Origin of the sequence: Actinomyces viscosus (genome assembly GCF_900637975.1) — a bacterium.
GTDB classification, from domain to species: Bacteria; Actinomycetota; Actinomycetes; order Actinomycetales; family Actinomycetaceae; genus Actinomyces; species Actinomyces viscosus.
Map to the genome: position 1 here is coordinate 211,926 of NZ_LR134477.1, position 16,771 is coordinate 228,696.

Annotated in this window: 16 protein-coding genes; 8 read left to right on the forward strand and 8 right to left on the reverse strand. The window is 70.6% G+C overall.

The window, feature by feature from the left end; all coding sequences use genetic code 11:
* The first annotated feature begins 100 nt into the window (after positions 1 to 100).
* Together EL340_RS01025 and EL340_RS01030 are read left to right on the forward strand one after the other, a co-directional pair.
* Entirely contained in the window at positions 101 to 1,942 is a 1,842-nt protein-coding gene (locus EL340_RS01025) for a subtype A tannase (RefSeq protein ID WP_126413048.1), read from the forward strand.
* 95 nt (positions 1,943 to 2,037) lie between these two features.
* A complete protein-coding gene (locus EL340_RS01030) occupies positions 2,038 to 2,424 on the forward strand; it encodes a DUF1304 family protein (RefSeq protein ID WP_126413049.1) in 387 nt (128 codons plus the stop codon).
* 26 nt (positions 2,425 to 2,450) lie between these two features.
* Here the strand turns inward: EL340_RS01030 and EL340_RS01035 are convergent, their stop codons facing one another.
* Positions 2,451 to 3,218 (reverse strand): DeoR/GlpR family DNA-binding transcription regulator, encoded by a 768-nt coding sequence (locus tag EL340_RS01035; protein ID WP_126413050.1) that lies wholly within the window; start codon positions 3,216 to 3,218, stop codon positions 2,451 to 2,453.
* 196 nt (positions 3,219 to 3,414) lie between these two features.
* Between EL340_RS01035 and EL340_RS01040 the strand changes: the two genes are divergently transcribed.
* From EL340_RS01040 to EL340_RS01060, 5 genes are all read left to right on the forward strand, one after another.
* Positions 3,415 to 3,855, forward strand: a complete 441-nt coding sequence (locus EL340_RS01040; RefSeq protein ID WP_126413051.1) for a VOC family protein — start codon at positions 3,415 to 3,417, stop codon at positions 3,853 to 3,855.
* A 257-nt stretch (positions 3,856 to 4,112) separates the two neighbouring features.
* A complete protein-coding gene (locus EL340_RS01045) occupies positions 4,113 to 5,024 on the forward strand; it encodes an ABC transporter ATP-binding protein (RefSeq protein ID WP_232023158.1) in 912 nt (303 codons plus the stop codon).
* Positions 5,021 to 5,749 (forward strand): ABC transporter permease, encoded by a 729-nt coding sequence (locus EL340_RS01050; RefSeq protein WP_126413052.1) that lies wholly within the window; start codon positions 5,021 to 5,023, stop codon positions 5,747 to 5,749. Before EL340_RS01045 ends, EL340_RS01050 begins: the two co-directional genes overlap by 4 nt.
* Positions 5,746 to 6,426, forward strand: coding sequence for an ABC transporter permease (locus EL340_RS01055; RefSeq protein WP_126413053.1), 681 nt, complete (start codon positions 5,746 to 5,748; stop codon positions 6,424 to 6,426). The genes EL340_RS01050 and EL340_RS01055 overlap by 4 nt, the downstream gene beginning before the upstream one ends.
* A complete protein-coding gene (locus EL340_RS01060; RefSeq protein ID WP_126413054.1) occupies positions 6,423 to 7,430 on the forward strand; it encodes an ABC transporter substrate-binding protein in 1,008 nt (335 codons plus the stop codon). The genes EL340_RS01055 and EL340_RS01060 overlap by 4 nt, the downstream gene beginning before the upstream one ends.
* A gap of 11 nt (positions 7,431 to 7,441) precedes the next feature.
* On the opposite strand, the gene EL340_RS01065 is transcribed toward EL340_RS01060, so the two are convergent.
* From EL340_RS01065 to EL340_RS01085, 5 genes are all read right to left on the reverse strand, one after another.
* Positions 7,442 to 8,032, reverse strand: a complete 591-nt coding sequence (locus EL340_RS01065) for a dihydrofolate reductase (RefSeq protein ID WP_126413055.1) — start codon at positions 8,030 to 8,032, stop codon at positions 7,442 to 7,444.
* On the reverse strand, positions 8,029 to 8,931 hold the full coding sequence (locus EL340_RS01070; RefSeq protein WP_126413056.1) for a thymidylate synthase: 903 nt from the start codon (positions 8,929 to 8,931) through the stop codon (positions 8,029 to 8,031). Before EL340_RS01070 ends, EL340_RS01065 begins: the two co-directional genes overlap by 4 nt.
* Positions 8,928 to 9,635, reverse strand: coding sequence for a hypothetical protein (locus EL340_RS01075; protein WP_126413057.1), 708 nt, complete (start codon positions 9,633 to 9,635; stop codon positions 8,928 to 8,930). The genes EL340_RS01070 and EL340_RS01075 overlap by 4 nt, the downstream gene beginning before the upstream one ends.
* 88 nt (positions 9,636 to 9,723) lie before the next feature.
* On the reverse strand, positions 9,724 to 10,179 hold the full coding sequence (locus EL340_RS01080) for an OsmC family protein (protein ID WP_126413058.1): 456 nt from the start codon (positions 10,177 to 10,179) through the stop codon (positions 9,724 to 9,726).
* 125 nt (positions 10,180 to 10,304) lie between these two features.
* The gene (locus EL340_RS01085) at positions 10,305 to 10,847 is read right to left on the reverse strand and encodes a DUF2505 domain-containing protein (RefSeq protein ID WP_126413059.1); all 543 of its coding nucleotides are present in this window, start codon (positions 10,845 to 10,847) and stop codon (positions 10,305 to 10,307) included.
* 178 nt (positions 10,848 to 11,025) lie between these two features.
* Between EL340_RS01085 and EL340_RS01090 the strand changes: the two genes are divergently transcribed.
* Positions 11,026 to 12,501, forward strand: a complete 1,476-nt coding sequence (locus EL340_RS01090) for a sensor histidine kinase (RefSeq protein WP_126413060.1) — start codon at positions 11,026 to 11,028, stop codon at positions 12,499 to 12,501.
* 98 nt (positions 12,502 to 12,599) lie between these two features.
* Here EL340_RS01090 and EL340_RS01095 read toward each other — a convergent pair whose 3' ends face one another.
* Both EL340_RS01095 and EL340_RS01100 read right to left on the reverse strand, forming a co-directional pair.
* Positions 12,600 to 12,848: a WhiB family transcriptional regulator gene (locus tag EL340_RS01095; protein WP_003779481.1), complete on the reverse strand. Its 249-nt coding sequence runs from the start codon at positions 12,846 to 12,848 to the stop codon at positions 12,600 to 12,602.
* A 206-nt stretch (positions 12,849 to 13,054) separates the two neighbouring features.
* Positions 13,055 to 16,750: an FtsK/SpoIIIE domain-containing protein gene (locus EL340_RS01100; protein ID WP_126413061.1), complete on the reverse strand. Its 3,696-nt coding sequence runs from the start codon at positions 16,748 to 16,750 to the stop codon at positions 13,055 to 13,057.
* Between the last annotated feature and the right edge of the window lie 21 nt (positions 16,751 to 16,771).

Genomic DNA, 16,771 nt, shown 5'->3' on the forward strand with positions numbered 1-16,771 from the left:
CAGCCGCGCCCCAGAGCGCTCTTCGCCCTAGAGTGATGTGCTAGCTGTGTACGACGACACCCGAGTGAGGCACGCGAGCCGCCGTGCCGGAGGAGATGCCATGAACCTGCCACGACGCACCATCCTGACCACCCTGCCCGCCACGGCAGGACTCCTGGGACTGGGGGCCTGCTCCGCCGGGGGCGCCGCCTCGCAGGCCTCCGCCGCGTCCTCGTCGCAGGCTCCCACCGACCCGAAGCTGGCTCTGGATAACGCCGCCTGGCGCTACGACGCCACGGGCGACGTCTACTACCAGCTGGGCCTGAGCTACGTGGCCACGCCTCAGGCCTCCGACTACGAGACCCTGGGCATCTACGTGCCTGGCGCCTACCTCAGCGCAACCGACAACGGCAACGGCACCTACACCGCCACCGTCAACGCCTCCGGCGCCGTCGGCGGCTTCACGGCCGCCACCGCCCCGACCGTCTTCCCGGTCAACACCCCGGGCTACTCCGCCCAGAAGCCGCCCACCGAGTACTCCTACGACACCGTCAAGGCCTACATGGAGGCCGGCTTCATCTACGTCCACGCGGGCCTGCGCGGCAAGGACTCCAACTCCCAGACCTACTCCGGCAACGCGCCCTGGGGCGTCACCGATCTCAAGGCCGCCGTGCGCTACCGGCGCTACAACGCGGCCTCCGTTCCCGGCGACGCCGCCAAGGTCTACGTCTTCGGGCACAGTGGGGGAGGGGCCCAGAGCGCCGTCGCCGGCGCCTCGGGCGACAGCGGGCTGTTCGCCCCCTACCTGGCCGCCCTGGGCGCCGCCACCACCGACTCCGGCGGCAAGGCCCTGTCCGACGCCGTCGCCGGGGCTATGTGCTGGTGCCCCATCACCACCCTGGACAGCGCCAACGCCGCCTACGAGTGGAACATGGGACAGTTCGCCTCCTCCGGCACCCGGGCCGAGGGCACCTGGACGAGGGCCTACTCCCAGGATCTCGCGGCCGCCTTCCCGACCTACCTCAACGCGCTGAAGCTGACCGACTCCAGCGGCAAGCCCCTGAGCCTGGAGTCCTCCTCGCAGGGCACCTACCTGGCCGGCTCCTACTACGACCACCTCGTGGCGGTCATTCAGAAGTCTCTCAACGACTTCCTGGCGGCCACCACCTTCCCCTACACGCCCTCGTCCACCGAGATGGCCGGGATGGGGCCCGGCGGCGGTGGCGCCCCCTCCGGCGACGCGCCCAGTGACGCGGGCGACGGCGGGACACCCCCCTCCGGCGGCGCACCCGCGGGCGGCGGAGCGGAGGGTCAGTCCAGCAGCGAGACCACCACCTACAACACGGTGGAGGAGTACATCGCCTCCCTCAACGCCTCCACGCAGTGGGTCACCTACGACGCCTCCACGAACACCGCGACGATCACCGGGCTCGAGGGCTTCGTCACCTCCCAGAAGAACGCCTCCAAGGACGTGGGAGCCTTCGACGGCGTCGACCGCGCCCAGACCGAGAACCTCGTCATGGGCTCGGGGGAGAGCAAGCTGCACTTCTCCTCCTCCAGCCGTGAGGTCATCTCCAAGGGCCAGTCGAGGTACTCGGCCCTGAGCGGATGGAGTGAGGACTACGGCGCCTCCGCCTACGAGAAGGACCTGGCGACGAAGGACTCGGTCGGCACGGACATGGTGACGCGCGTGTCGATGTACGACCCCCTCTACTACCTCACCCAGGACTCCAAGGGACACGGCACCTCCACCGTCGCCCCGGCCTGGCGCATCCGTACCGGCATCACCCAGGGCGACACCGCCTCCACCGTCGAGGTCAACCTCGCCCTGGCACTCCAGCAGGCCGGAGCCGGAAGCGTCGACTTCGCGACCATCTGGGGCCAGGGGCACACGATGGCCGAGCTGACCGGCACCGGGGAGGAGAACTTCATCGCCTGGGTCACTCAGCAGGCCGCCTCCTGAGCATGGCGCGCCTCGGGAGCCATCCCGCGGAATAACGACGGCGCCAGGCCGGTTGAGGGATCCGGTTTCCATCCGTCCTCACGAATCGAGCACTCATGCTGACTGCCGCTATGGTCCTCGCCGTCCTGGCCGCCGCTCTCCACGTCCTCATCTTCTACATGGAGTCCATCGCCTGGGAGGGGGATCTGGCTCGCAAGACCTTCGGCGGCACCCCCGAGGAGGCCAGGCCGCACGCCTTCTACGCCTTCAACCAGGGTTTCTACAACCTCTTCCTGGCCCTCCAGGCGCTTGTCGGGGTGGCCCTGGCTGCCATGGGGCACGTAGCGGTCGGCGCCGCCCTGATGCTGGCGGGCACCGGGGCGATGCTGGCGGCGGCGATCGTCCTGGCCCTGGCGTCAGCGCCTCACCGCGCTGCCGCCGCCAAGCAGGGGGCCTTCCCACTGTTGGCCGTCATCCTCACCGTTGCGGCGCTTCTCACCTGAGCCGACCTCAAGGCGGCTGGCCGCACTCAGTCGCACAGCACGACGTCGACCCCGGCCCCTCGCAGCTCGTCGAGGGTGTCGGGGTCGATCTGGCTCGTTGTCAGCAGCGTGTCGAGGTCCTCGAGGCGGCCGAAACGGTAGGTATTGGTCTGGGTGATCTTGCTCGGCGCGGTCGGCAGGATGCGCCGGGTGGAGGAGGCCATGATGGCGCGCTTGACCATGGCGTCGTCGGACTCCATGACGGTCAGGCCGTCGCGGGCGGAGACGGCGCAGGTCGACAGTACGGCGACGTCGGCCCGGAAGGCCCGTACGGCATCGACCGCCTCGGCGGAGAACAGGGAGAGCGACTCGGGGTCGATCGGGCCGCCCGCGATCGTGACGGTCGCGCCGCGTACCGAGGCCAGTGCGGCTCCCGCACCCAGGGACAGGCACAGCACCCGGATGTCGCGGCCGGCGAGCTGCTCGGCCACTATCTCGCAGGTGGTGCCGGAGTCGATGATGACCGCCTCCCCGTCCTCGATGAGCTCGGCAGTGGCCTGCGCCAGGCGTCGCTTGATCTCCACGTCCTGCCTGCGGCGCATCGCGGCCGGACGGGCCGCGCCGCGCCGAGGGGCGCGCAGGGCCCCGCCGTGGACCCGAGTGACCAGACCCTCATGGGCGAGCTCGGTCAGGTCTCGGCGGATAGTCACCACCGAGACTCCGGTCAGTCGGGAGAGCGCTTGAACGCTGTGGGGCGTGGTGGGGCTCAGGACCCTCAGGATGGCGCGACGCCTCTCGTTCGGTGTGTCAGTCATTCTTCCTCGAGATACAGGTGCCGAGATGATCGTTTTACTCCATAACGATCGATGACAATGATCGTATGCTCTTCTATCGTTGAGGTCAACGGCAAGGTGATAGCCAAACCGTTGAAACGACAGAGAAAAGCCGTCGCCAGTAAGCTGATCGTTCGGTTGTTGACGGCGCCTCTGACTCATCAGAAAGGGAAAGATCATGCCGCACCTCGACCACGTCGCCATCTGGGTCGCCGACCTCGACGACGCCCGTGACTTCTACTCCCACTGGTTCAACGGTCATGCCAACGGTCTGTACGAGAACCCGAGGACCGGGCTGCGCACCCACATCCTCCACTTCGCCGGCACCCCCTCCGAGGAGCGGCGCGCCCGCCTGGAGATCATGACCCGCCCGGGGCTCGAAGGGCGCCGTGAGGCAGAGGGACTGGGATGGGCGCACGTCTCCTTCAGCCTGCCGGGGCGCGAGGACGTTGATCGGCTGGCCGCCAACATGCGTGAGGCCGGGGTGCCCGTCGTCGACGGGCCGCGTCAGACCGGCGACGGCTACTACGAGGCGGCCGTGCTCGACCCCGAGGGCAACCGCATCGAGCTCGTCGCCGCCGACTACTCCGACGACGTCGCCCTGCGCCCGACCTTCTGAGGGCGGGGTAGGGGGCCTGACCACGACAAGTGGTCAGGCCCCCAGTCGTTCGGGAGGAGCGGAGCCGCCGATCGTGCTCGGCGTGCCCGCGCCTCCCGGGGCCAGTTGGTGGGCACCTGGGTGTTTGCTCTCAATCCTGCACCAATACTCTTGGTAAAGCCTGCCTGCTGAAGTATCGGCGGGAGACGGCTGATACGGTTTCCGGACGCCATGCGGTCGTGTCGCCCGCGGCCAGGAGAGGACAACCGGCACCTTCTATGAGCAGCACCATCACCTTCGATGCCGTCACCAAGCTGTACCCGGCCGGAAGGGGGACCGGATCCGGCACCCCCGCCGTCGACTCCTTCTCAGCCTGCATCGAGGCCGGTACCACGACCGTCCTGCTGGGCTCCTCCGGCTGCGGCAAGACCACTCTGCTGCGCATGGTCAACCGCATGGTGGAACCCACCAGCGGTGCGGTGCGCATCGACGACGAGGACGTCGCCGCCCGCGACGCCGTGGCCCTGCGCCGCTCCATCGGCTACGTCATGCAGAACGCCGGCCTGCTGCCGCACCGGCGCGTCATCGACAACATCACCCTCGTGCCCCGGCTGCAGGGTGTGGGACGTCGCGAGGCCCGGCTCCGGGCCCTCGAGCTCATGGAGCTGCTCGACCTCGACCGCGACCTGGCCGGGCGCTACCCCCACCAGCTCTCCGGCGGCCAGGCCCAACGGGTCGGTGTGGCCCGGGCCCTGGCCGCCGACCCGGAGGTGCTGCTCATGGACGAGCCCTTCGGAGCCGTTGACCCCCTGGTGCGCCGCGAGCTCCAGCGCGAGATGGTCAGGATCCAGGCCGAGCTGGGCAAGACGATCATCTTCGTGACCCACGACGTCGACGAGGCCCTGGCCCTGGGGGACGAGATCATCCTCCTGCGCGAGGGCGCCCAGGTCGCCCAGCGCGGCAGCGGACCGGAGCTGCTCGCCGAGCCCGCAGACGACTTCGTGACCCGTTTCCTCGGGCTCGACGACGCCGCACGCCAGCTGCGGCTGGAGGACGTTGCCGAGGCCCGGATCGTCCTGGACCGGGCCGGCCGCGCCGTCGGGCGCCTGGCCGCGGGCCCGGCCTTGGAGCCGGCCAGCGCCCGGGACGTGAGGACGGGGACGACGGAGACCCGGGAGACGCCGGCATGAGCTGGGTCCTGGCCAACCTGACCACCATCGCCGGCCACCTGCTGGCCCACCTGCTCCAGGCGGTTCCCGCGATCATCGCCGCCTTCGTCCTGGCGATCCCCATCGCCAGGCTGGCCCGCACCTCCCGCCCGCTGCGCGCCGTGCTGGTGACCGGGTCCTCCCTGCTCTACGCCGTCCCCTCCCTGGCACTGTTCGTCATCCTCCCGATCATCCTGGCCACCGGTATCCGGGACCCGCTCAACGTCATCGTGGCCCTGACCCTCTACGGGCTGGCGCTCCTGGTGCCGGCCACCGCTGACGCCCTCGACGCCGTCGACGCCCGCGTCCTGGACGCCGCCACCGCCATGGGCATGGGACGCATCAGGTGCTTCCTCACCGTCGAGCTGCCGCTGGCGGGCCCCGCGATCCTCACCGGCCTGCGCGTGGTGACGGTCTCGACGATCTCGCTGACCACCGTTGGAGCCGTGCTCGGTGTGCGCAGCCTGGGCTGGCTGTTCACCGACGGGTTCCAGCGCGGCATCACCGCGGAGATCGTCACCGGCCTGGTGGCCACCGCGGCCCTGGCCCTCGTCCTGGACGGGCTCGTGCTGGTCCTGGGGCGCCTGTGCCTGCCATGGACCTGGAAGCGCGCCGGCGCCGTCGGGCAGGTGCGCGAGACGGCCGAGGCTCCCGCAGCCGGCGGTCATGGGGATGACGGCCGCCAGGATCAGGAGGACGACGCATGAGGTTCGTCCTGGCCGCACTGGCCTACATCGCCGACCCCGCCCACTGGAGCGGCGCCATGGGCATCGGCCCGCTGCTGACCCAGCACGTCCTGTACTCCCTGGCCGGGGTCCTCATCGCCGCCCTCATCGGAGTGCCCACCGGCTGGTGGGTCGGGCACACCGGCCGTGGACGCACCTGGGTGCAGCCCCTCAGCGGCGCGGCCCGCTCCCTGCCCACCCTCGGCCTCATCACCCTGTTCGGCCTCGCACTCGGCGTCGGCCTGAGGGCGCCCATGATCGCCTTCGTCATCCTGGCCCTGCCCAGCGTCCTGGCCGGAGCCATGAGCGGCGTGCGGGCGGCCTCGGTCATGGCCGTGGACGGAGCTCGGGCCAGCGGTATGAGCGAGCTCCAGGTCCTCCGGCGGGTGGAGATTCCCCTGGGGGCACCGCTCCTCGTCGGAGGGCTGCGCTCGGCCAGCCTCCAGGTCATCTCCACCGCCACCCTGGCCGCCTACACCGGCGCCGGCGGCCTGGGCCGACTCATGTTCCTGGGGCTCAAGACCCAGGACTACGTCATGATGCTCGCCTCAGCGCTCCTGGTCATCGCCCTCGCCCTGGCCTCCGAGGCCCTCTTCGCTCTCGCCCAGCGGGCCGTCACGCCCCCGGGCGCCCGGCAGCACCGGAAGGAATCAGCATGACCGCACACCCCAGCCCGCGCTCCGCAAGGCCGCTGACGCGACGCGGCCTGCTGGCCGGCGTCGGCGCACTGGGAGGCCTGGCCGCGCTCAGCGCCTGCTCCAACACGGACCCCTTCGCCATCGACCGGACCGGGGCGGGCTATACCGGCGGCCCCATCATCATCGGCAGCCAGCAGTACTACTCCAACGAGATCATCGCCGAGCTCTACGCCCAGATGCTGGAGAAGGCCGACCTGACCGTCACCCGCGAGTACCAGATCGGCCAGCGCGAGGTCTACCTGCCCGAGCTCGAGTCCGGCAGGATCCACGTCATCCCCGAGTACGGCGGCAACCTGCTGGAGTACTACAGCAAGACCAGTGGCACGGCGGGCCCCACCAGTGCCTCCAGCTCCAGCGGCTCAGCCAGCCCCTCCCGCAGCGCCAGCGACACCGCCTCGATCCAGAACACCCTGCTGACGACCCTGCCGCGCTCCCTGACCGTCCTGACCCCGGCCGAGGCCACGGACCAGGACTCCCTGACCGTCACCCGGGCTACCGCCCAGGCCCACTCACTGACCTCCATCGCCGACCTGACCTCCCTGGGACGGCCCGTCACGATCGCCGCGAACTCGGAGTTCACCACCCGTCCCTACGGGCCCGAGGGGCTCAACAGCGTCTATGGCGTCGAGGCCTCCGTCACGCCGGTGGAGGACTCCGGCGGTCCTCTCACCGTCAAGGCACTCACCGACGGCACCGTCGACGTCGCCGACATCTACTCCTCGGACCCCGCCATCCAGACGCAGGACCTCGTCATCCTGTCCGATCCTCGGATGCTCATCCTCCCGCAGAACGTCACCCCGTTGGTGTCGGCCACGTTGCCGGCCATCGCGGTGACAGCCATCAACCGGGTCTCGGCGCTGCTGACCCCCGACGAGCTGCGCGCCCTCAATCAGCGCTCCACCGGCGAGGGGCTGAGCTCCAAGGCCATCGCCACCGACTGGCTCACGGCCAAGAAGCTGCTCTAACGGGACTCCGCCTACAGGTGCCGCCAGGTCTCCACCCGCCAGCTGGCGTCCCCGGAGGCCGGCCGCCACTGGCCCGGCGGATCTGACAGAGCCGGATCGATGGTCCACTCCTGGCTGCTGATCCCCGGTGCGCGTACCAGCGCCGAGTCGGGCAGACCGCGCTCGCGGGCTCGCGACGTCGCATCAAGATCCAGGATGCTGACGACGAGCACGTCGGGCAGGCCCTGGGCCAGCGCCTGCTCGTAGACGCTTCCGCCGCCGATGACCCACAGCCGCGGCAGGTCCGCCGCGGCGCCCTGCCGGGAGTCGGGCCCCAGGTCCGCGGCCAGGCCCCGCGCCGCGAGCGAGAGCCCCTCACGCAGCGAGCCGGCGCGGATCGCGCCCTCGGCCTGCCAGGTGCGGTCGCGGGTGAGAACCACGTTGCGCCGGCCGGGCAGTACGCCCCCCAGGGACTCCCAGGTGGTGCGCCCCATGACCAGCCCGCAGCCCATGGTCGTGGCCTTGAAGTGGGCGAAGTCCGCCGGCACGCGCCACAGCATCTCGCCGTCGGCTCCCAGAAGACCGGTGACGTCCTGGGCCCAGATCATCCCCAGGCCGCTCATACCGCGACCGGGGCCTTGATCGTGGGATGGTGCTCGTAGCCCTGGGAGGCGTCGATGTCATCCATGTCGTAGGCGTCGATGGACTCGGCTCGCTCCAGGCGCAGCGTCGGGAAGGGATGGGCGCTCGGCACCCGGGAGAGCTGGGTGCGGACCTGGTCGACGTGGTTGTCGTAGATGTGGCAGTCCCCGCCGGTCCAGATGAGCTCACCGGGCTCCAGGTGAGCCTGCTGGGCGAGCATGTGCGTCAGCAGCGCGTAGGAGGCGATGTTGAAGGGCACCCCTAGGAACAGGTCCGCGCTGCGCTGGTAGATCTGCAGGCTCAGGCGGCCGTCGGCCACGTAGCACTGGAAGAAGGCGTGGCAGGGCGCCAGCGCCATCGTGCCCAGGTCGGAGACGTTCCAGGCGGACACTAGCATGCGTCGTGAGTCCGGATCGGTGCGCAGGGTGTCGATGAGCCCGGCGATCTGGTCGATGGCCTCCCCGTCGCGCGTGGGCCAGGAACGCCACTGGGAGCCGTAGACCGGTCCCAGGTCGCCGGCATCGTCAGCCCACTCGTCCCAGATCGTGATGCCCCGCTCCTGGAGCCAGCGCACGTTCGTGCCGCCCCGCAGGAACCACAGCAGCTCGCCCTTGACTGCCTTCATGGCCACGAACTTCGTGGTGATACGGGGGAAGCCCTGGGCCAGGTCGTAGCGCAGCTGGCGGGCGAAGAGCGAGCGCGTGCCGGTGCCGGTGCGGTCGGACTTCGGGCTTCCGCTGGTCAGGACCTCAGCCAGCAGGTTCTCGTAGGCGACATCGACTCCCGGCGGGGGGACGAGGCCCATCCGGGCCAGCGCCGGGTACCGGGCGGCCTCATCGGCGGGCACCGGCGTCTGCTGGGCGGCACCGACGCCGCTCATACGTCGATCACCTCGACGTGGGACTCGTTCAGGTGGCCGGCGTGAGCGCTCAGGGCGAGCTGGGGCCCGAGCGCGGCCTGCGCCCCCTCAATGACCTGGTTGGCCAGGGCCCGGCCTCCGGACCAGCCGATGGCGGCCCCGATCCCGAAGGGGATGAGGCGCCCCAGCGCCAGCGCCCCACCCTTGGCGGCCGAGCGCTTGGCCACTCGCTTGATGAGGCGGGCATTGATCGACTTCACCGTCGGCAGCGGCATCTGCATCAGCACCTGCGCGGCCCAGAACATCGAGGTCAGGCCCAGCTGCCCCTGAACCGCCTCGGAGCCCTCCCGGCCCAGGAGGGCGGACAGGACCAGGGCCCGACGGCGCTCGGCGTCGACGACATGGACCCCTTGGATCTCCGCGACCGTCAGTACGTAGGTGACCGCCGAGGCGATGAAGGCGGCGCTCTGCCCCACCGTCAGGGCGGCCGCCGCGCCGGTACTGATCGCCGGCAGTGCGGCGGAGGCCCCGACGGCACCCGAGGAGAGCCCCGCGTCCCGCCGGAAGCGGGAGGCGGCCATCTCGACGAGCTCGGCGGCGTCCGCCCCGGGACGGTCCCGGCGCATCCGTGCCACGCGTTCCTCAATGCGGGCCGCCGGGATGGCGATGGCCTTGTCCAGGGCGCGTTCCAGCGCGGTCGAGCGCCCGGAGCGGGAGGTGTTCACGGTTGTCTCCTCATTCGATGTCGTGGGGGACAGATGTCGTGGGGACAGCAGGCACGGCAGCTGGCTCAGCGCCAGGTGCGCTGAGAGCTCAGTCCTCGTTGGGGTCGACGATCGTCGTCGTGTAGGGAGCGCCGTGCTCGATGGTGTGACCCACGGTGCAGTGACGGTCGACGGCGCTCGCGACCCGCTGGTTCAGCAGCTCGCGCTGGTCGGCGTCGAGCGAGGACAGGTCGGTGACGATCTCGACCTGGAAGGACTCGTAGCGCTCCTCGGCGTCGTTCTTGACCGATGAGCAGCCCACGGTGGCCTCGAAGTCCTCACCCAGGGCCTTGGCCAGGCGGTGGTCAGCCGAGAGGGTGTTGCAGGTCGCCAGCGCGATCTTCATCAGCTCACCGGGGGAGAACTCGCCCGGTCCCATGCCGATGCGCACCTCGGCGCCGGCGGAGTTGCGGCCAATGTACTGGCGGGTGCCCGTGCGCTCGGCCCACACGGCGCTGGGGGCGCCGGCGGTTGCGGGGGAGGCGGGGGTGCTTGATGTGCTCATGGCCTGATCGTGCCATGAATCGGGGTGGAAACCGCCACCGGTGCTCACGCACGGGCCAGCGCTGCGCGCCTGGCGGACAGGGCGCAGCGCGGGAATAAGCTCACCAGCACGTGCGGTGCGGCGCCTCAGTGCTCGTCGTCGTGCTCGGCGAGCCAGGCGGTGGCGCGGCGCTCCTCGTCGGCCACGACCCGCCCCACCATGCTCATCGCCTTCTCCTCGATCGTCTTACCCACCAGGGGCACCGTGACCTTGAGGTCGACGTCGACGGTGACCGTGGTCGCCCGGGTCGAGGCGGAGGCGTCGGCGCCCTCAGTGCTGTCCGCGGCCGGAGCCATCGTGGAGGTGGCGCTGACCTTGACCGGGGCGCCCTTGACCGCCACGTCGTAACCGCCGGAGCGCGAGCCGTCCTCCTTCGGCTCGCCCCAGGACTCGGTCACGGTGAAGGACACCGCGGAGCGCACGAACCGCGAGGCGACCGAGGGCAGCTGAGAGGGCTGGACGCTGCCGGATATGGTGGAGACGAATCCCTGACCGCGCTGGGCGACGTCGACCGAGGCGTCATCGAGTCCGGCTCGCGCCACCCGCTCCTCCTGGTAGGCGGGGTCGGCCAGCATCCGAGCGGTGCGTGCCGGGTCGGCGGGATAGGTGATGGTGATGGTCTTCCTCATGGCGCGATCCTGCCATGTTCCACCGGCGCGGAGCACCTGAGTACTCCAGGCGGCCTGACGATTCGAGGTGGGGTGACGGTAACGCGACGGCGAGGTGAACGGTGGCCATCTATGTGTCCTGCTTGGCAATTAGCCGGCTCAACGAGCCGGGTTCGCTCACTGCCGATAACCTTGAGAGGTGCCTAATCTTCTGCCTAGCGCCCTCAGAGACGCAGTCGACCTCGCTGAGGCCGACCTCGACTGGATCCACCAGCTGGTGGCCGACTGGCAGCTGATTGCGGACCTTTCCACCTCGGACCTGGTCCTGTGGGTGCGCACCCGTGCAGGGCGTTTCATCGCCGCCGGCCACGCCCGCCCCTCTGGGGGAACCACCGTCCATCTTGAGGACGTCATCGGGCGGCGCATGCCGGCCTCGCGCGAGGCCATGGCCATGGAGTCGCTGTCCACCGCCCAGATCCAGGACGCCGCCGAGCCCTACTGGACCGGGACCGCCGCGGTCCAGGAGGAGTACATCCCGGTCGTCCACGCCGGCACGCCGATCGCCGTCGTGACCCGGGAGACCTCGGTGGGCGTCATCCGGGGCGGGCGCATCGTCGAGCGGGAGATGGAGGAGATCGCCGAGGTCCTGTGCCACATGACCGCCACGGGTGACTTCCCCATCCAGGGCGCCGGCACCACGATCCGCCACGGTACCCCCCGCGTGGCCGACGGCGTCCTGCGCCTGGACGAGGAGGGGCGGATCGTCTACGTCAGCCCCAACGGGCGCTCCTGCTTCCACCGCCTGGGTATCGAGGGCGAGCTGGAGGGCATCCAGCTCGCCGAGGCCGTCACCTCGATCATTCCCGCCCGCACCCCTGTGGACGAGACCCTGGCCGTGGTCCTCATGGGGCGGCAGGCCTGGCTCACCGAGGTCGAGGTCGAGGGGGTGTTCCTCTCGCTGCGCTCCATCCCCCTGACGGTCAACGGATACCGCTCCGGGGCCGCGCTCCTGGTCCGCGACGTCACCGAGGTGCGCCGGCGCGAGCAGGTCCTGCTCAACAAGGACGCCACCATCCGCGAGGTCCACCACCGGGTCAAGAACAACCTGCAGACCGTCTCGGCGCTGCTGCGCATGCAGGCCCGCCGTGCCTCGAACGAGGAGACCCGCCAGGCCCTGTCCGAGGCCGAACGGAGGGTGACCACGATCGCCACCGTTCACGACGCCCTGAGTCACAACGTCAATGAGCGCGTGGACTTCGACGACGTCTTCTCCTCCATCCTGCGCATGGCGGCGGTCGTGGCCTCGCCCACCGGTCAGGTCAGTACCGCGCTGGAGGGCTCTTTCGGCGTCGTCGACGCGGACACGGCCCAGGCGCTGGCCACCGTGCTGGCCGAGCTGGTCACCAATGCCGTCGAGCACGGGCTCGACGGGCGTGACGGCCGCGTGACGGTGAAGGCCTGCCGAGATGAGGACCGGCTCGAGGTCCACGTCACGGACAACGGTGCCGGCCTGGCTCCAGACACCCTCATGACCGGTCTGGGAACACGGATCGTCACCACGCTCGTGCGCGGGGAGCTACGGGGAAGCATTGACTGGCAGCCTCTGAGCGGCGGAGGCACCGACGTCGTCATTCACGCTCTTCTTAACCAAAGGGCTGCCAGGAGTGAAACCTGACTCTCCGATACCCGGCTATCGCAAACATCGGAATCAGCAAAACGGCGTTCGCACGAATAATCGTGCGAACGCCGTGGCGTGAAGAAGTCGGTCGGCTTTCAGGATGACCGGCGAGCGCGAGCCGCGCGACGCTTGAGGGAGCGGCGCTCGTCCTCGCTCATGCCTCCCCAGACGCCGGCGTCCTGGCCGTTCTCCAGTGCCCACTTCAGGCAGGTGTCCACTACCTCGCAGCGGCCACACACCTCTTTCGCCTTGGCGATCTGGGCAATGGCGGGGCCGGTGTTTCCCACGGGGAAGAAGAGCTCCGGGTCGACGGTGAGACATGCGGCTTGGCTGCGCCAGTCCATAAGGGCCCCCTTCAAGGTCATCGGTCATGCGGCTATCGCCAGTCCGGCTTGAGAGGGGATGGCGGCCACGTCTGAGAACAACTTTCACATGACGGGCAGCGGTGGGCAAGACCTCGATCGTGAGACCTGCGCCGATACTCTGTCGTGATCCTCACAGGGTGCTGGGATGTTGAGATAACGCCACTTTCCGCCATTGAGAATGCCTGTTAAACAGGGTGTTCAATAGGAATGTCATTGCCTTCAGGTCGGGGCAGCACGATCTGAATCGGCAGGCACGTTCCGCGATAGACCAGCGCGCCGCGTCCGGGAAGCGTCATCGCCCTCGGATCGGTGACGGCTCTCAAGGACATTCCCGCGGCCTGATCGGCATGCCGTAGACCGGGCCACAGCACGACGAGCGCCTCGCGCTCGCGCAGCGTCGAGATCGCGCCCCGAAAGGTGGCGGCGACCTTCTCCGTCGAGGCCGCGGCCAGGACCGTCTCCGAACGTGCCAGCGCGGCCTCCACCCGACTGGTGGTGGATGCGTCGGCCAGATCCAGGTCGTCGACGACGAGAGGGGCTGAGCCGACCGCCCGAGCCAGCGCCCGCAGCGCCGTGGAGCGCCCCGACCCGGGCGGCCCGGCGACCAGGACGCTGGTGCGCGCCGGTAGGGCGACGGGGGCGGCTGCATCCCCTCCCACCGCCCAGGTGCCGTCCGGAACCTCCGCCCAGGTGATGCGCGTCGGCAGAGGCTCGAGCCGTAGCACGGCGCCGTGTCCGCGGTGCCCGCGGTCGGGCCCGGTCGCGGGCGGTCCCTCGCGCAGCACGATCTGGCAGGCGGTCGTCTCCGCCCCGTCAAGGATGACGCCCCGACCCGGGAGGCCACCGGTGGCCACCCCACGTGGAAGACCGGCCAGCGCGGCCTGGGTGCTCGTGGCTGCGCCGAGCACCAGCCTCAGCCCCACGGATCCGGCCCACCGGGAGGTGGAGGCGACCAGTGGGGCGGTCACCAGCAGGGGCGTGCCCGTTGCCGACGCGGTCCGGATGACGGTCTCCAGCAGCGCGTGGCCCTGGCCGGGGCCCAGCGCCTCGTCAACGGCCGCGATGAGCTCGTCGACGTTATCGAGGCACAGCAGGTCCCCACCCAGGCGCCCACCGGCCGCGAGGCCCCACAACCGGGCCAGGCGCCGGGGATCCTGCGCGCCGGTAACGGTGCCCACCCCGGGGTGCGCGAGGAGTCTTCGCAGGCCCGCGGCTGCGCCCACCACCTCGTCGGAGCCGCCTGAGGGCGGGGGAGTAACTCCGCACAGGTGCACTCCTCGTCCTGAGGCCAGCGCCGCCGTCGCGGCCGAGACCACGAGGGTGGAGCGCCCCGACCCGGGTACCCCGAGCGCCAGCAGCGGTCGAGTGACCGGCCAGTGCCACAGCCCCAGGCTCTGCCGGCGGGGCAGGTCGGCCAGGGCCAGAAGGATCCGTTCTCCCGCCTCACCCTGGTCGGGCGCCATCTGTTCTCCGCGGTCCTTCGCCCCTCCCGCCCCGCGGTCCGCGGGATCCTGAGGACCCCGGCGCCGACCCAGCTCGAGCGCCGCGGTCTCGTCGACGACGGCGGGCAGGGCGGGCGCCCATGGACGCCATGGCGAGGCATGTCCCTCGGCGGCACTCGAGACGAGGTCGACGATCTCCCCCACGTCGTGCGCCGAGCCGCACCAGGGTGCCTGAAGCACCTGGTCGCTGAGCGCACCACCGCGGTCCTGCGGTTCGGGACCCGCAGCGCTGGAGCTGCCGGCCCCGCCGGCTCCGCTGACCAGGACCCGCCCGGGATGGCGACCGAGCCGGGCGGCGCCGTCGTGGCCCAGGACGTCTCTGGAGTCGGCGGTGTCGAGCACGCGTAGACACACCCGCAAGGAGGTGTTGGCTCGGATCGCGGGGGAGACGGCCCCCTGAGGGCGCTGCGTGGCCAGAATGAGGTGGATCCCCAGGCTGCGCCCCTGCGCGGCGATGCGCACCAGCGTCTCCAGGACCTCGGCGTGCTCGCCGACCAGGGTGGCGAACTCGTCGACCGCCACCACCAGGTGAGGGATGACGATCCCCGGCGGCAGGGAGGAGACGTCCTTGGCGCCGTGCGCGGCCAGGATCCGCTCACGACGATGCACCTCGGTCTCCAAGGAGGACAGTGCCCGCTGGGTGCCGGCCGGGTCCAGGTCGGTGAGGACCCCGGCCGTGTGCGGCAGACCGGCAAGAGGGCCGAAGGCGGCCCCTCCCTTGTAGTCGACAAGGACCATCGTGAGGCGGTCCGGCGGGTGGCTCAGCGCCAGCTGCACCAGCCAGGAGATGAGCAGCTCGGACTTTCCTGATCCCGTCGTCCCGGCCAGCAGGGCGTGCGGGCCGTCAGCCACCAGGTCGGCGCTCACCCGTCCCCGCGATCCGACTCCCAGGACCGCGGACAGCGAGGACGCACCGCAGGCCGGTGCATGGGCCTGCCGCTGCCACCGTGCCCGCAGCTCGTAGGCGTCGAGGTCGTCCACGACCTCGCTGAGGGCAACCCGGTCGGGAACGCCGTCGAGTCGCGACGACGCCTCGGTCTGCGCGGTGATCCTGGACCGGCACAGGTGGCGAACCGCGTCCCACCAGGTCGGTGAGCACGACGGCGCCCCGCCCGGGTCCGAGCGGGTGCTCAGCGCCTGCGGTGGGACCTGGTCGTCGGGGCAGATCAGCATCTGAGCGGTACGAGGGTGCGCCTGCGGACCCCAGGTGAGGCGGACCCCACGCAGAGTCCTCACGGCTCTCTCGGGCTCGTGGTCCCGGCCGGCCGCTCGCCCACCCGGCAGGTCGCTCGGTGGACCGTCCAGCTCGGCCAGGCGCACCTCATCGCGGGCCAGAAGCTGGGCGCACCACCACCTCAGGGTGTTTCCGGCGTCCTTGCCCACCAGGGCCAGGCTCTCTGCGTCGGTGAGCGACAGGAGGCACCGCCGTCGGCGCTCGGCGGTCCAGGCGGCCAGGGCCTCACGGGAGGACGACGTCGAGCCGTCGGTCCCGGTGCCCTGGGCGGACTGGAGCATGCTGGAGCGTGCCGCCAGGGCCAGCAGCATCGTGGCCGGATCCGGCCGGCCGTGTCTCCATCCGGGCAGGTGCCCTCCGCGACGCCGGCGACCGAACCGTCGAGTCCCGCGGGCGCGCCTGGTGCGGCCCTGCCGACGTCGTTGCAGGAACGGCACCAGGCGCATGATCGTCATGGCGAGCATCGGTGCCACCATGACCATGCCCATCGCGCCACGGCTGCCCGTCGTGAACGCGATCGCCGCCGATCCGGCCATGACCAGGACGCAGACCAGGGAGGCCACCATCGACCAGGCCATCGACGAGGCCGACGCAGGAGCGGGGACCACGAGGTCGGCCGGGCGCCGACGCAGCTCGAGCACGCTGTCTCCCAGACGCACCAGCGCCCCCTCCCTCAGCCTGACCTCAGCGCGCAGGCGCAACCACAGGCCCAGGTGCCAGTAGCGGTAGGCACCGTTGGCCGAGCCGCAGTCCCGGACCAGGACCCGACCGGCGCGAAGCCTCAGGAGCAGATGACGGCGTGAGACCAGCGGATCGCTGAGCACCTCGCCCCGTCCCAGGACGGTGCCGTCCCTGACGGCCATCACCAGGCCACGATCAGGTCCGGCCAGGACCGCAAGGTGCCACGGCCCGGCCAGGGCGGCGACAGCTGCCTTCGCCGCGGCCTCTCCCGCTGAGTGCGGACGGAACGAGGCGGAGTCGCACTCCGGGCGGAGCGGATGGAGGTCCAGGACCTCAGCGGTAGCAGTCACCGCCCCAGAATCACCGGTCGGGTCCGCGATGTCGCAGGCAGGCGAACCGGGGTGTGGACAACCCCGCTGCTCCCGGCTGCTCCCGGTCACTGTGGTTCCCGGGAGAACCGCCATTCCGCCGTGCCGACCCAGCGG

Excerpts from the sequence above, each read along its gene's own strand:
- EL340_RS01025 (WP_126413048.1), top strand. The coding sequence starts at position 101 with ATGAACCTGCCACGACGCACCATCCTGACCACCCTGCCCGCCACGGCA.
- EL340_RS01030 (WP_126413049.1), top strand. The coding sequence starts at position 2,038 with ATGCTGACTGCCGCTATGGTCCTCGCCGTCCTGGCCGCCGCTCTCCAC.
- EL340_RS01035 (WP_126413050.1), bottom strand. The coding sequence starts at position 3,218 with ATGACTGACACACCGAACGAGAGGCGTCGCGCCATCCTGAGGGTCCTG.
- EL340_RS01040 (WP_126413051.1), top strand. The coding sequence starts at position 3,415 with ATGCCGCACCTCGACCACGTCGCCATCTGGGTCGCCGACCTCGACGAC.
- EL340_RS01045 (WP_232023158.1), top strand. The coding sequence starts at position 4,113 with ATGAGCAGCACCATCACCTTCGATGCCGTCACCAAGCTGTACCCGGCC.
- EL340_RS01050 (WP_126413052.1), top strand. The coding sequence starts at position 5,021 with ATGAGCTGGGTCCTGGCCAACCTGACCACCATCGCCGGCCACCTGCTG.
- EL340_RS01055 (WP_126413053.1), top strand. The coding sequence starts at position 5,746 with ATGAGGTTCGTCCTGGCCGCACTGGCCTACATCGCCGACCCCGCCCAC.
- EL340_RS01060 (WP_126413054.1), top strand. The coding sequence starts at position 6,423 with ATGACCGCACACCCCAGCCCGCGCTCCGCAAGGCCGCTGACGCGACGC.
- EL340_RS01065 (WP_126413055.1), bottom strand. The coding sequence starts at position 8,032 with ATGAGCGGCCTGGGGATGATCTGGGCCCAGGACGTCACCGGTCTTCTG.
- EL340_RS01070 (WP_126413056.1), bottom strand. The coding sequence starts at position 8,931 with ATGAGCGGCGTCGGTGCCGCCCAGCAGACGCCGGTGCCCGCCGATGAG.
- EL340_RS01080 (WP_126413058.1), bottom strand. The coding sequence starts at position 10,179 with ATGAGCACATCAAGCACCCCCGCCTCCCCCGCAACCGCCGGCGCCCCC.
- EL340_RS01085 (WP_126413059.1), bottom strand. The coding sequence starts at position 10,847 with ATGAGGAAGACCATCACCATCACCTATCCCGCCGACCCGGCACGCACC.
- EL340_RS01095 (WP_003779481.1), bottom strand. The coding sequence starts at position 12,848 with ATGGACTGGCGCAGCCAAGCCGCATGTCTCACCGTCGACCCGGAGCTC.
- EL340_RS01100 (WP_126413061.1), bottom strand. The coding sequence starts at position 16,750 with ATGGCGGTTCTCCCGGGAACCACAGTGACCGGGAGCAGCCGGGAGCAG.